Annotated in this window: 8 protein-coding genes, 1 tRNA gene and 1 pseudogene; 4 read left to right on the top strand and 6 right to left on the bottom strand. The window is 34.2% G+C overall.

Features of this window, described 5'->3' with window-relative positions:
- Positions 1 to 7 precede the first annotated feature (7 nt).
- Positions 8 to 80 (bottom strand) — tRNA-Val (locus ACQH21_RS03530).
- Between the two features lie 529 nt (positions 81 to 609).
- On the opposite strand from ACQH21_RS03530, the gene ACQH21_RS03525 reads away from it, so the two are divergent.
- From ACQH21_RS03525 to ACQH21_RS03515, 3 genes and pseudogenes are all read left to right on the top strand, one after another.
- On the top strand, positions 610 to 4,068 hold the full coding sequence (locus tag ACQH21_RS03525; protein ID WP_425384500.1) for a peptidase M2: 3,459 nt from the start codon (positions 610 to 612) through the stop codon (positions 4,066 to 4,068).
- Between the two features lie 299 nt (positions 4,069 to 4,367).
- Positions 4,368 to 5,537, top strand: a complete 1,170-nt coding sequence (locus tag ACQH21_RS03520; RefSeq protein ID WP_425384499.1) for a hypothetical protein — start codon at positions 4,368 to 4,370, stop codon at positions 5,535 to 5,537.
- A 98-nt stretch (positions 5,538 to 5,635) separates the two neighbouring features.
- A pseudogene (locus tag ACQH21_RS03515) lies at positions 5,636 to 6,866 on the top strand (IS256 family transposase).
- 317 nt (positions 6,867 to 7,183) lie between these two features.
- Here ACQH21_RS03515 and rlmB read toward each other — a convergent pair.
- A complete protein-coding gene (gene rlmB, locus ACQH21_RS03510; protein WP_010404482.1) occupies positions 7,184 to 7,951 on the bottom strand; it encodes a 23S rRNA (guanosine(2251)-2'-O)-methyltransferase RlmB in 768 nt (255 codons plus the stop codon).
- A 92-nt stretch (positions 7,952 to 8,043) separates the two neighbouring features.
- On the opposite strand from rlmB, the gene ACQH21_RS03505 reads away from it, so the two are divergent.
- Positions 8,044 to 8,535 (top strand): Smr/MutS family protein, encoded by a 492-nt coding sequence (locus ACQH21_RS03505; protein WP_029237658.1) that lies wholly within the window; start codon positions 8,044 to 8,046, stop codon positions 8,533 to 8,535.
- An 11-nt stretch (positions 8,536 to 8,546) separates the two neighbouring features.
- On the opposite strand, the gene uvrC is transcribed toward ACQH21_RS03505, so the two are convergent.
- The 4 genes from uvrC to ACQH21_RS03485 are packed head-to-tail and all read right to left on the bottom strand — an operon-like array spanning position 8,547 to position 14,102.
- Positions 8,547 to 10,364, bottom strand: a complete 1,818-nt coding sequence (gene uvrC / locus ACQH21_RS03500) for an excinuclease ABC subunit UvrC (protein ID WP_425384498.1) — start codon at positions 10,362 to 10,364, stop codon at positions 8,547 to 8,549.
- The gene (glyS, locus tag ACQH21_RS03495; protein ID WP_425384497.1) at positions 10,348 to 12,456 is read right to left on the bottom strand and encodes a glycine--tRNA ligase subunit beta; all 2,109 of its coding nucleotides are present in this window, start codon (positions 12,454 to 12,456) and stop codon (positions 10,348 to 10,350) included. Before glyS ends, uvrC begins: the two co-directional genes overlap by 17 nt.
- Before the next feature lie 3 nt (positions 12,457 to 12,459).
- Positions 12,460 to 13,299, bottom strand: coding sequence for a glycine--tRNA ligase subunit alpha (locus tag ACQH21_RS03490; RefSeq protein ID WP_425384496.1), 840 nt, complete (start codon positions 13,297 to 13,299; stop codon positions 12,460 to 12,462).
- A 44-nt stretch (positions 13,300 to 13,343) separates the two neighbouring features.
- Positions 13,344 to 14,102, bottom strand: coding sequence for a hypothetical protein (locus tag ACQH21_RS03485; RefSeq protein WP_010404500.1), 759 nt, complete (start codon positions 14,100 to 14,102; stop codon positions 13,344 to 13,346).
- Between the last annotated feature and the right edge of the window lie 523 nt (positions 14,103 to 14,625).

Below are 14,625 nucleotides of genomic sequence, written 5' to 3'. Positions count from 1 at the left end.
AAAAACGTGGGTAACACTGGGCTCGAACCAGCGACCCCTTGCACGTCAAGCAAGTGCTCTACCAACTGAGCTAATTACCCATCTTAACCTTAGTATAGTGCTTCAGTGAAATGAAAGTCAATTTGCTTTTAGACTTCTTGCTGAATGAAACTCCTTGACAAACCTTCCCACTTTCCTTATCATACCAATAAGAGTACTTATCCTTGTTTTTGATCCTCGCGGGTTCAACAACAAAAATTCAGTAAAAAACTCAGATATTTATTGGCAAATTACATAAAAATTATAGCGGCTGCATGTCTTTTTTATTTTTTCTACATTCAGCCAAATCGCGCTTGTTAGCACATTATTACAACGCCAATTTACATTATAAAACTCGCTACTAAAGGATTTTTTTACCTTTTTTTCTACTCAGTAAATTTCTTAATTATAATTCCGCTACTTATTAACAGCTATGGAATTTTAGCTATATTCTCGATTTTTCATATTGAGTTAACTATCTATACTTTTTTATTAAGATATAAATTATATCAATATGAGAATTTACACTTTCTTAGCGGAAGTAGCTTTATGCTTGATATTGTGGAGACTAATAAATTAGAGGTTAAAGTTATGACAATCAGTCAACAAGTAAATAAAAATATAACTAAAGAAGAATATTTTAACAATAAGCATATCATAGAAGTTAAAGATTTAAATATTAAAGTAGAAGTTTATTCTCATAATTTAAGAGCAAGTAAAGTTGCTCACATTGAAAGTGAGATAAGAGAAACAGCTACTAATTTTAAAGATGCATTTAAGCTGGAGCCTGGTAGCTCAGAACAAACATTCAAAATTTATGTGTTTGATGATAAGGCTGATTACACTCACCTTGGTGGAAGCGAACGTTTTGGTTCTTACCTTGGAGATGAAGGTGGTAAATGTTACCACAAAGGAGAAGCTGATATTTTTGCTGAGATGTATGTCTATCAGCAAGGTGGCGTTCATAACCTTCAGCATGAATTTGCACATGGTTTAACTTACTTGGCTACAGGAGGAAAATCTCTACCTACAGTATTAATGGAGGGAATTGCAGATTACTTTGAACATCATTCAGATCACAAGTTCAATGCTCAAGGGTCAAGCATTGATAAAACTGAAGCCGCAAATTTGGATCTAGGTGGAATTTTAAATTTACAATACTCAGCCAATGGTGAAGAAAACAGTTTAGTGTATAAAACTGGTCATGCGTTGATAATGTACTTACAGGAAAAAGATCCTAGTTTATTAAGAGACTACCTAGATGCTTTACGTCAAGGTAACTCAGATGAATCAAAAAGTTTCTTGAAAGACATAAAAGGACATGATGCTGACTTCAAAAGTTGGCTTGCTGAGAATGATACAGAAACTGCAATGGAACATCTCAACGCTTTGCAAGTTACAAAAGGAGATTTTATAGCAACTGGTCAAGAAATAGTGGGTGGAGAAATTAAAGATGTATCGTATTATAAAGCAAATATAGAAAAAATAGATGGAGAAAACGTTGGAAGTTTCTCTGCTGTAGAGCATGTGTCATTTTACGATTATGCTCGTGCTGTTAATAGGGCAACAAATGATACCCTCGATATATCAAAGGAATATCATTTCTTAAAGGCAGTAAAAACTACTGATGGGCAGGTTAAGCTGACTTACTCTGATCAACAAGGTAATGAATATCAAAACAGTCAAGAGTATAAAATGCAAGCTTTGAGGATATTATCAAAATATGGTGAAGATCTTAGAAAATCTTACTATGATGGGAAAGAAGACTTAGATAAGCAGAAGGATATAAAATATAATGATGTGTTGAAAAGCCTTCGTGAACAGGAAGAAACACAGCGTCATGATGCATACGAGCAATACAAAAGAGGAGAGATCTCTTATGAGAAATTTGTAGAAAAATGCAATTCAGCCAGCACTAATTATCATAATGAAGATAAGAGATTATATAATGCTACACAGGACAAATATACACAACTGAAAGATGATTTGCTTGATAAAACCATAAACGCTGGCTTGAAACAAGTAAAAGAAACTCAGAACATTGACGTAGAAAAGATGTTAGAAGAGATGGTTAATATCGATCCAAACCTAATCAGAGGTGCTCATATTAATCTACAAGAAGGTAAAGTTTTCTCTATCAAAGCTCTTGGTCACGGAGATATGGGTGCACTATCTATATATGATGGGAATACAAAGCTTGGAGAGTTGTCGAGCGAATCGGGCTTTTTTAAGCAAGTTGAAGGTCAAACTAAAGAAACTTTTGTTTTTGAGGACATATTGCACAACTTGAATACTCAATATGACGGTGGTGCTTATATGGCTATTACAAAAGAAAATGGTCATTATAAAGCTTCTCTGATAGATGGCAGAACAGTTGAACGTGATGAATACTTTGATGAAGCACATTTACATGAAAATGAATTGTTGCATCCTAGCACTGGACACATTCAAAAAGATTTAGATTCTCTGCTTCTTAGAGGGACCAAAATTCTAAATCATCAGGATTCAAAGCATGCTCAATATTCTGATGAGCAAAGAGAAAGCGGTGTAATCGTAGAAAAAGGAACATTATTGGATGATAAAGGGACTGATAGAACAGACGACGATGTATACGAAGCGGTTGTAAAGCAAGGAGGCGAAAATCTACATGCATTCAAAAATATGGGCTTCTATATCACTGAAGAGATGAAAAATGAAAGAGGTGAAGTTATAAATGAAAGTAACTTGTTCATTCATGATCATGGAAAAAACGTAAGGTTTCAATTGCCAGGCAATGTTACTCACCTAAAATTGGTGGAAAAAGATGGACAATATAAATTAGCACCATCTGATTCTGAAGGAAGAGAATACAGTAGCATACCAGACGAATACAAATATATTGACCCAGTATTTGCACATGAATATGAAAAGAGAGATTATTCTCATAAACATATAAATGTGGGCCTTATAAACTTAGAAAAATATGCCCCTGGTAAACTTTTTACAATTAAACATGATCCAAATGATTATCAGATACAAAGAAACTCGAGTGGTCAAATAGTTAGAATAAAAGATCAAACATATTTCACTAAAGTAAAACTATTTGATGGTGATACTGATAAAGAAATAGGAATGTTATCTAATAACTTCCATAACTTCAAAGGGCAAATATTCTTTTCTGCTGATTATAACTACAGCTATAATGATTTCCTCGCATCTGTTTCTCCTCAAGTTGAAATTGAGAATATGGGAAATGGAAGCAAAAAAATAACTTTTGATCAAGGCAGTGGCGATATCGGTGACACTAATAAAGGCTACACTGACTATCAAAGGATATACACAAGGGAAACCGAAAGTCCAAAAGGGCAAGTAAGTGAAACTAAGACAGAAGTTCATAGTACTACTAATGTTGTTGCTGAAGAGAGAACTGTATCAAACGACAATAGTGAAATACAGTCTGATCAACCACAAATTCCAACAAGGGCAAAAAGGTCAGCTTCAGTGGAGGAGAAAGAGCAGGTAGTGTTGAAAGACACAATCTTGAAAATAGAAAAGAGCTATGATAGAGATGTAGAAGGAAAGCATAAGGCAAATGTAATCATAGATTATAATGATGTGAAAGCCTTGTATAATAGAGCAGAAGGAGCAGATAAGCAATCTGTGTTAGATTTTTGGAACAAACTGCATACATCGGATTATAAGATTGGTGCTTTGCCGGAAGACAAGTATTACTTTAAAGATGGCAAATTTCTAATTCACGATAGTGACACGAAAAAGCTTATAGTGTTACCTGAAGATAAGGTATCCATCAAAATAATGAAGGATGGTGATAGTTATAGTTTGGCTATATCAAATGGTAATGGCAAAGTAATAAGCAGCATTAGTAAAATAGATAATCCAAATTACGAATTGCTATCAGATTCAAGTCACTTCAGCTTAGAAACACAAGATAACTTTGAGTTATTAGATCAACATCATGAATATAATCTCTATCTAGAGAATGGTTTTGTGAAAATGTTCGACTGCGCAAGCGATCACGTTTATCACGATCATAACTCAGCCTATATCTAATATACAAGGAGGGCCCTGCCCTCTTTTTGTTATTCCAATGCCCAGACACTGGCATCCAGTTAAATTTGCTAGTATAAAAGTAATCAACGTTTCTTATGATGGAAAAATGGATTCCAGTGTCAAGCACTGGAATAACACCAAAGGGGCTACTAGGATGACATCGTCTGCTACATACTTAGATCACAAGAGAAGAATTCTGAAGCGAAAAGCTTCAAGGAAATCTTATGCAAAATCTAGTATTTACGGAATTTATATTATTTTCATGCACATTATGGTTTTTATAATTAACGGAAAGTGATATGGCTAGTTTAACTTTTAAAGACAACTCTGGAGCAAATGTACCATCCCCTAACATTAAAAGCATAATTTATGAAGATGCTGCACAGAATAAGTATACCTTTGGTGTAGACAATGCTACTAATGTTTTCAACACTTTTAAGTATGAACCTAATGGTGCTGCTGAAATAGATTACAGTGCTACAGCAACAAACTTCATGACTGGAGGTGCAATTGCTACATTATTAGGTATTGGAACTAATGTAGATGCAATAAAAACTAAGACTGATTCTATTCCAGCTGACTTAAGCGCTGACTTAGTTACCATAAAAACTCAAGTCGGAACAGATCTGATATCAGGAATAAAGGCTAAGACTGATAAGATTACAGATACCTTAGGAGCTGATGTCACTGCTATAAAGGCTAAAACTGATACTATTCCAGCTGACTTAACAGCTAAAGTAACTTCTATAGAAACTGCTACAAGTGCTGCTAATTTAGGAAATAAGGTTACTGCAATACAAACTAAAACTGATAAGATTACAGATACCTTAGGAGCTGATGTCACTGCTATAAAGGCTAAAACTGATACTATTCCAGCTGACTTAACAGCTAAAGTAACTTCTATAGAAACTGCTACAAATGCTGCTAATTTAGGAGACAAGGTTACTGCAATACAAACTAAGACTGATAAGATTACAGATACCTTAGGAGCTGATGTCATTGCTATAAAGGCTAAAACTGATACTATTCCAGCTGACTTAACAGCTAAAGTAACTGCTATAGAAACTGCTACAAATGCTGCTAATTTAGGAGACAAGGTTACTGCAATACAAACTAAGACTGATAAGATTACAGATACCTTTACTGCTGATGTTGCTGCTATAAAAGATGCTACAAGTGCTGCTAATTTAGGAAATAAGGTTACTGCAATACAAACTAAGACTGATAAGATGCCTGCTGACTTAAACGCTGAGTTAATTAAGTTAACTACAATAGGAAATGCTATAAATGGTAATGGTCACGTCACTGAAGCTGCTAAAGCTGTACTAGAGAGCAGTTTCAAGCAAGCTATCACGGATGCTGGGCAAGAAGGTAGTGAATGGCTTAGAAATGAGATAAAAGAGATAGTGTCACAGCCATCCTTCGAGATTCCAACAGATTCAAGTTCACCTCTTTCTTGGGATTGGTAATGTAAGTGCTAGTAAATGACATCGCAGGGAATGTTCAAAAAAGTGTGTCAAACCGAGAAATAAAAATAAAATAGAAACAAAAAATAGAGGTTTGATATATGAGTTACAAAATAGAAAATGGAACGACTGGCCTGGTAGATTACAAAGAGCTGGAAGCAAATATACTGTCATCAATAAGGGAAGGTAAACCATTGATGGGGAGAGATGGAGCATTAACACCATTTGTAAAAAGGCTGCTGGAAGCAAGTCTAGAAGGTGAAATAGAGCATCATTTATCCAATGAAAGAGAAGAAAAGAATCGAAGAAACGGAAAGAATGGCAAAACTTTGAAGACGAGTATTTGAACTATTGACACCAAGAGATAGAGAGGGAAGTTTCGAACCACAGATAGTGAAAAAAAGGCAAACAAGCTTACATCCAGAACTTGAAACAAAGGTCTTGAACATGTTTGCAAGCGGTGTGGGATACAGGGATATAGCATCCTATGTGGAAGAAATCTATGACCATAAAATATCTGCAGCAGAGATATCTGGAATTACAGATAAATTACTGCCTATAATCAATGAATGGAGGAGTCGTCCCCTACAATCAGTATACCCGATAGTATTTATGGATGGGATGTTTTTTAAGGTCAAAGAGAATGGACATTGCATAAGTAAATGCATGTACAATATATTAGGAATAGACCAAAATGGCAGAAAAGAAGTACTGGGTTTTTACTTAGCAGAAAGTGAGGGAGCTAACTTCTGGCTAGGCGTATTAAATGACTTAAAAGAGAGAGGAGTAGAAGACATTTTGATAGCTTGTGTTGACGGTCTGAAAAGCTTCCCTACAGCTATAAATAGCGTATTTCCCAATGCTGAGGTACAGTTATGCATTGTGCACCAAATAAGAAATTCACTAAAATACGTATCCAGCAAAGATATAAAAGTTTTTATGAATGATTTGAAAAAAATATACCGTGCTACAAGTAGAGAAATCGCCGAAAATTATTTACTTGAACTGGAGGAAAAATGGGGTGAAAAATATCCTTTAGTCATAAAATCGTGGCAAAACAATTGGGAAAATTTGTCTAGTTATTTTAAGTATTCTGGCCCTGTTAGAAGGCTAATTTATACCACCAATCCAATTGAGGGGTTGCACAGACAAATCAGAAAATTTACTAAAACCAAAGGTTCATTTACCAGTACAAATGCCTTGTACAAATTGGTATATTGTGCTATAAAAAAGATAGAGCAAAAATGGGCTATGGCTTTGCCTAATTGGGCTCTAACTATATCTCAACTTGATATCTTTTTTCCTGATAGGTTAAAAATTGAGTTGAACTAAAAATTCGCTTTGACACACTTTTTTGAACATTCCCACATCGCAAGATGTCATTCACTGTTGTCATTACAGCATGTGATACACAGCTGTACGAACATTATTCTGTAGGAAGATGTCATGCCAGTGCCCAGACACTGGCATCCATTTTTCCATCATCATCAGAAACGTTATATTTTTTTTATACTCGCAAATTTAACTGGATCCCAGTGTCACGCACTGGGATGACATCTTCCAGCTGTGCATGTGAAGCTAAAATGGCATTCTTTTTTCTAGATTCCAACGGTCTTGATAGCAGGCAAAAAGTATATTTTTCATTGCAACTAATTTGCAGTGATTTTTGTTTTAATGTAGATGGAATATAGTCCTATTGCTGCTGCGTTTGAAACATTTAGACTGTTAATTACGTTTGACATTGGGATTTTTAAAAGATAATCACAATTTTCTTTAACTAGTCTCCGCATTCCTTTCTCTTCAGAACCAAAAACAATTACTCTTTTTTGCCCAAAATTCTTTATTTCATCTATATTTTCCTTTGCATTGCAATCAAACCCATAACACCAGTAGCCTATCTTTTTTAAAGACTCCATCGTCTTTACTATGTTTGTAACGTATATTAGAGGGACAATATCCAGTGCTCCACTTGCTGCTTTTGCGATAGATGCATTTTCGCTTGGTGAATGGTGATACGGTAAAACCAATGCATCAATGTTGAAACAAGCTGAGGTTCTTAAAATCGAACCTATATTGTGTGTATCAGTAATTTGATCTAAAATGACTATAGTAGAGTTTTCACCTGATCTTTCAGCTATTTCTTCAATATTTAAGCTGTGAAAAATAGGAGTAACTTTTAAAGCAATTCCTTGGTGATTTACACCTTTGGGTAAAACATCATTGAACATTTTGTTCTCTACCAGTCGAGCTTTAATGCCCTTACTATCTGCACATTGTTTAATTTCTTTCTCAAATTCTCTGTAGAAATTTTCTGTTACTAACAGTTCTATACACCGCCTATTTTTGTTTCTTAATGCTGAAATACAAGTGTGCTTTCCATATATCCAACAGTTTTCATTAGCTTTTGATGATTTCATCTCATTATTAAAAATCAGATTTTTATAGAGTAAGCAATATTTTACTGTGTTTACATATTGTTGTAAAATTATGCAGTTCAATTAATGAATTTATGTCAGATGATGAGTTAGATTGGCAAAAAAATGTTAAGCCAATAGAATGTGGAAAAGTTACTTTGAAAGTTGATCACAAAGTAAATATAAAATCTATGATTGATAAAGGTATCTCTGGCTTACAAGAAAATTTTCTTAATACTGATAATGGTGATTCATCATTTTGTCTTGACTACAATACAAAATTAAAGATCGATAGGGGCAAATATTTTATAAGCGATAAACTCGATTTGCATGGCTATAGTATAGATGATGCTTATTGTAAATTGATAGATTTTATTATCAAAAATTATCAAGCAAGGAATAGGTGCTTATTGGTAATTACGGGGCATGGTAATAGTACAGATAAAATAGACACTATAAAGAATAGCTTAAATAAGTGGTTGAATGATACAAAAGTTCGAAATATGATCTTATACTATCAGCAAGCCATAAAAAAACATGGTGGCAAAGGAGCTTTTTATGTCTTATTAAGAAGAAATAAAGGTTAATTTTAGAGTACCTATTTAGGAGTACCTTTCTTAGAATTCAAGTGTTGAAGAATGATTTCTGCTAAACCTTTACTAATTCCAGGTACGTTTTGAATTTCAGCTAGAGAAGCTTTGCTTATGTTTTCTACCGAACCAAAATGAGACATGAGTGCCTTCTTTCTTTTACTGCCAACACCAGATATTTTGCTTAATTGTGAAGCAAAAAACTGTTTATCGCGTTTTTTTCTGTGCGAAGTTATTGCAAAACGGTGAGCTTCATTACGCAGCAATTGTAAATAAAGCATGACCTTGCTGTCACTTGCTAGAGTAAATTCTTCTCTGCTCGGCACATAAAATCTTTCATTTCCTGCGTTACGATCATGACCTTTTGCCATACAAGCAAAAGGAACGTTTATATTCAATATCTCCAACACATTCTGCACTATGGAAACATGTCCTGGCCCACCATCTATCAGTAAAAAATCAGGAATGATGTCTTTTATATTGCCAGAGAAACGTCTAGTCAGCACTTCTCTCATCATTTTATAGTCATCACCTAAAATTTCTTCTTTTATAGTAAATTTTTTGTATTCACTTTTTAAAAAACCTTCCTGCCCTGCAACAATCATCACACCAACTTGTTGATTTCCAGATATATGGCTATTATCATAAACCTCGATACGCTTTGGAATATTTGGTAACAAAAAGATTTTGCTAAGCTCTTCGAGCTTTTCTAGGTTATTTCTATAATCAGTAAGCTTCTGCTCTAGGCTATGCTTAGAATTATTGTAAATAAAATTCAACAAATCACGCTCTTTACTATTTTTCGCATACAAAACTTTTATTGATTTTTGAGTAAGAGCATAAAGTGCTTGTTCTATAATTTCCTTATCCTTAATAAAATCGGGAACGTAAATTTGCGCTGTTGGTGTATTAACTGGATTATACAAATTGACCAAAAAGGTGGATAAAATTTCATCATTTGGATGATCACTACAATTCTCAATGAAGTAAGGAATGCTTCCATAGTTACCTTTATCTCTGAAAGATAGTACACCAATGCATGCTAAGTCTGCCTCACATACAATGCTGAAGAAATCTGCATCTTCTTCAAAAGAAAAATCCATTGGCTGCATTTGAATTTGCTGAAGAAATTTCAATCGATCTCTATAGACAGCAGCAAGCTCGTAGTTCATTTCCCTACTGCACTTTTCCATTGTAGAAAATAGCTGTCTTTGCACTTCTTTATTCCTTCCTAGCAGAGTATCTTGTGCTTGTTTTACTGATTTGCAGTAATCATCTTTTGTAATTTTATCTACGCATGGTGCTGAACAGCGCTTAACTTGATACTCAAGACATGGTCTTTTTGTTGAAGAGAAATATTGATCTGAACATACTCTTAAGAGAAAAGCTTTTTGCAATGATAATATAGTGTTCTTAACAGCAGCGGCAGATGGAAAAGGGCCGTAGTAATGAAACTCATTCTTCTTAAACTTACCTCTATATTTCGCTATTCTTGGATAATCATGCTTAGAAATTGTTATATAAGGATAAGATTTTCCATCCCTAAGCAAAATATTATAAGATGGTTTTAACGATTTTATTAACTGTGCTTCAAGAAGCAATGCTTCGATTTCATTCTCAGTGATGAATATTTCAACCTTAATAACCTGTGAGATCATTACTCTGATTCGTTCAGAAAGGTTTTCGAATTGAAGGTAGTCGGATAATCTCGACTTCAAGTTTTTTGCTTTACCAATGTATAAAACCTTATTCTTATCTCCAACCATCTTATAAACGCCACAGGATTGTGGAGATGATTTGATTTGTTCCTTATATTGCCTGAGCATTTATCAATTGTTTAACCTGTATAAGGTTAAACTCTGCTACTAAATGAAAGGTAGAAACAACATTTGCAAGCAAAGATAACCTGTTTATTCTAAGCTCATTAGAATCACAGTTAATCTTTACACTGTCCATAAATTGATTGATAAATGGAGCAAAACGAGCAAGTTCATCAAGCGCTGTATTAAAGTCGTTATTTTCTATCGCTTGTTTGATGTTTTTACAAGCAGCTATAGCACAATTTGATAGCGCAATCTCCTCATCTTCAATCAAAAACTTCTTACTGTAAGATGCATTATAAGTAGTGCCATCACTTTTTCTCACTTTGCTCATCATGTTACTGGCTCTTTTATAAGTGCTTAGAACCTGTTCACCTTCTTTTGTACTAAGATAACGATCCAATATCACAGTTTGCTTTTCCGCTTTCAGCAGATCATTAATATCGACTTTATATAGTATTGAATCTACAACATCTTGCCTTATATTTCTATTTTTTAAAATAATCTTGAACCTTTCTAAGCAGAATTTAAATACTAGTTCTGAAATTTGTTTTTCACTTGGCTTATCAACTGGAGTTATATTTTTATTCAATAGAAGCCTTGAACATAAAGATACTGACTTATCTATCAGCAATCTAATTGGAATATGCAAATTATTTTCAAGTATTGTTCTAATTATACCAATTGTCATTCTCCGCAAACCAAACTGATCATACGAACCAGAGATTTTCTCACCTGCTGCAATTAAGCCAACCAAACTATCCATTTTGTCTGCAATAGCTACAGCAATCGCAGTAGGAGATTTAGGGCATTCTTGGTCCGATCCAATTGGCTTATAGTGCTCAGTTATAGCTTCCACTACTTCTTTATCCTCTTGAAAATAAGAAGCGTAGTATCCACTCATTACTCCTTGCAATCCCGGAAATTCTTTCACTATCAACGTTGCAAGATCTGCCTTTGCTAAATATGCAGCACGTTCAACTTTAATTAATGAAGCATGTGGAATAAATATCGCTATATACTTTGAAAGAGCGATAATACGCTTCACTTTTTCTTCTACGCTACCGAGCGAAGCATGAAATGAAATAGAGCTCAATTTTTTGACATAGTAATCTAGGTTTTCCTTCTTGTCTTGAGATATCAAAAACTGGGCATCAGCAAGACGTGCTTCTAATATTCTTTCATGGCCTTTGACAACTTCATTGTTGTTAACATTTACAACAGTAACAAAATGTGATATTTTCTGTCCATCACTTAAAGCAAGATACTTTTGCTGCGTATTAATTATACTAAGTATTACTTCCTTTGGTAATTCTGATGATTTTACTTTACCAAATAATACTATTGGCCACTCTATAAGCCCTGCCAATTCATTAAGTAAATAATCATTTTTTTCAAGTTGTAAGTTCTCCTCTTTTGTAAACTTATTAATCTGATCTAGTATAAATTGCTTTCTTTTGTCCAACTGGAGAATGACATTATTTTTTTCTAACAATTCAAAATAGTCTTTGGGTGTTTTAACAGTAAGTACTGCATCACCTGAAAGAAACCTATGACCATACGTCACGTTGAATGCTGTAACCCCTGCAAAAGATATAGGTATTATTTCGTCATTTAAAATACATAGAATATTTTTAATTGGCCTAACCCATCTCTCTTTTCTTTCACTCCATCTCATACTCTTTGGCCAAGAAAAGTTTTTTAGCATTTCCTCCAGTTGATTTTTGAGAAACCCGTTGATGTTAAATAAGCAGCTTTCTCTCTTAATGAAGTAAAAATCTTCATCATTTACTTTGCGAATGAGTAAATCTTCTTCACCTTTCCGATTTTTTCTCAAAAAACCTTCGATAGCACTTTTCGGTGCATTAACTCTTGGTCCTTTAATCTCATTGTTAGAATCTTTTAGCTCCAAAGCACTTATGCCATCAATAAAAAGAGCAATGCGACGTGCAGTCACATAAACTTCTATAGATGCAAATTTCACATTATTTTTACTAAAAGCATTAGTGATATAGCTCTTAACCTGAGCTGCAGATGAATTCTGCATCCTTGATGGAATTTCTTCTGAAAGACATTCAAACAATAATTGTGACAACATATTCTACTTTGCTCTATATAATTCACAGCATTTTTTTGTTAACTCTCTCACTCTACCAATATAGGCTGTACGTTCATTCACACCAAGCACACCTCTTGCATCAAGTAGATTAAGTAGATGGCTCGTTTTAATACATTGGTCATAAGCTGCTATCGGCAATTCTTTTTCAACAAGGAATTTACACAGTTTTTCTGTATCCTCAAACTGCTGTTGTACTACTTTAGTATCATAATAATCAAGTGCCAGGTAAGAAAACTCTCGCTCTCTTTGTTTAAAAATATCTCCATAAGTTGCACCGCTACCGTTCCACATTATGTCGTAAACATTATCTACACCCTGTATGCACATTGCTAAACGCTCTAACCCATATGCTACTTCACCAGGAATTATTATGCAGTCAATACCTCCCACTTGCTGTATATAAGTAAGTTGTGTTACTTCCATTCCGTTGCATGTAACCTCCCAACCAAGACCGGATGCGCCAACACTTGGGTTTTCCCAATCATCTTCAATAAACTTAATATCATATTCTTTTGTCGATACACCAAGAGCTTTTAAGCTATTTAAGTAAATATCTTGCAAATTGCTGCCAGATGGTTTTATTATAACTTGGTATTGATGATGCTGATATAAACGATTAGGGTTGTCGCCATAGCGTCCGTCTGCAGGTCTGATTACTGGTTGTAGATACGCAATTTTTGTTGATTTTTCGTCAATCGCTGACATGATTGTTGCGGGATGTAGTGTTCCAGCTCCAACTTCAGACGTATATGGATGAAGTATAGTACACCCTTCATCTGCCCAAAAATCTTGTAATCCCTTTATTATATCCTGTAGATTCACGCAAACTGTATATCTTTTAAACTGAATACATAAGCAAATAAGTACTATTCTATACTTATTTTTTTAATAGTGCCATGAAAATAGTCACTCAAGGCTATTGAACTTTCTTTTACATACTCAAATATGCTTTTGTTTAAAACAATCGCATCATGCATAGTCAGATCGCAGAATATAAATGCAGTCAAGTACAATAAAATCACTGCATAAAACACATGAAAAATCCCTTCAAATGTGATTGATATTGCATTGTTATAACTAAGCTGTATCGTACTTATCGGCCATGGTTTTATTACTTCTACAATATTAAAAAATAAATAAGGTATTATAAAGAAAAAGAACAAATGCATAAGATCATTAAACCAAAATGGACATTGAAGTATTGCCTTGCATATACTTAAATAGAATTTACTTACAATATAATAAATTGACATTATTGCCGGCATCGAAAACGCAACAGTCATCACCTGTCCTGATGCTATTTGTATTACTATATTCTCATCACTGCTGGCTGAAGGATCTTGAGTATGAAAAATAGATATGCCAACTAATTGCAGCACTAACATAACTATTGCTAGCTTGGTAAAAATAGCAGCTACAACTATGCCTGAATTCGGCATTTTATATAGTATAAAATCACCTCCGTATGTAAGCATTAATATAATGTCGGTAATAAATAATATTAGAAAAGAAGACCAATAATGCTGCCAACCCGGTAAATATCCTACTCCTAAAAAAGAGCTTACTATTTTGGCAGGAAAAACCTTGCCTAGCACCTTACCCAAAAATTGAAAAAAAATCCCCATGTCCTAACTAACACTTGACTTATATTTTTCACAATACTGAATTGTAATGGACTTATCAATACACTTCTTGCATAGAAAAAAGGCAAATAGTTAAAAACGATCTAAATTTACCAATAACCGTTATCCCTTCTTTCTTCATATTAGTGCCTCTATCCCAGTGCTCCTTTTCCTGTCATTCAAGTAGCCCCTTTGCGTCATTAGATCTCTTGCATAACTGGAATTCAAAAGTTGATGTCATTCCAGCTCATGACGCTGGAATCTAGTCTTTATTATGATTCAATTTGCGGTTAGTTTTTCTGGATCACAGTGTCACGCACTGTGATATGATGTCAGTATGTATAGCTAATTCAAAATATTAAAAAATTTACCAGGCGAAAAAAAAGGCGAAAGAATCCCCCAGTAGTGAGTTTTATAATTTAAATTGGCATTGTAATAATGTGCTAACGCTTATTTTAAGCGCGATTTGGCTGAATGTAGAAAAAATAAAAAAGACATGCAGCCGCTATAATTTTATGTAATCTGC

The sequence above is a fragment of the Wolbachia endosymbiont (group B) of Eupithecia inturbata genome, from assembly GCF_964030915.1.
Lineage (GTDB): Bacteria > Pseudomonadota > Alphaproteobacteria > Rickettsiales > Anaplasmataceae > Wolbachia.
The sequence above is the reverse complement of the archived record's forward strand: the minus strand, read 5'-3'. Positions and strand labels throughout refer to the sequence as shown.